General features: G+C 29.4%; 1 protein-coding gene. It reads left to right on the top strand.

All coding sequences use genetic code 11. The features are described 5' to 3' along the window. Positions 1 to 86: 86 nt before the first annotated feature. Positions 87 to 391: hypothetical protein (locus B1A85_RS26435; RefSeq protein WP_210404710.1), on the top strand; the 305-nt coding region annotated here is incomplete at its 3' end.

Raw genomic sequence — 391 nt, 5'->3', positions numbered from 1 at the left:
GATTTAGTAGAAAAGAGAGGAGGGAATAAGGGGGAGGAGAGAAGAATGAAAAAAAATAGAAGAAAAATAGTAGATAAATACAAAGAATGAGAAATAAAAAAAAAAAAGAAAAAAAAAAAAAAAAAAGTAATGAAAAAAAAAGAAAAAAAAAAGAAAAAAAAAAAAAAAAAAATTATAAAAAAAAAGAAAAAAAAAAAAAAAAAAAAATTATTAATAACGGAGATTATACGGGAAAATTAAAAAAATTTTTTTTTTGTTGTTTGGTTTGTTGTTTGGGTGTGTTGTTGTTTTTGTGGTGGGGGTGTGGTGGGGGGGGTGGTTTGATTTGGTTTTTTTGTATTAGTGTGTGTGGGGTGCGCGTCTGGTGTTGTGGTGTTGGGGGGGGCGGTGG

Origin of the sequence: Chroococcidiopsis sp. TS-821, from assembly GCF_002939305.1 — a bacterium.
GTDB lineage: Bacteria > Cyanobacteriota > Cyanobacteriia > Cyanobacteriales > Chroococcidiopsidaceae > Chroogloeocystis.
Note: the sequence above shows the minus strand (reverse complement) of the source record. Positions and strands in the feature narration are given on the sequence as shown.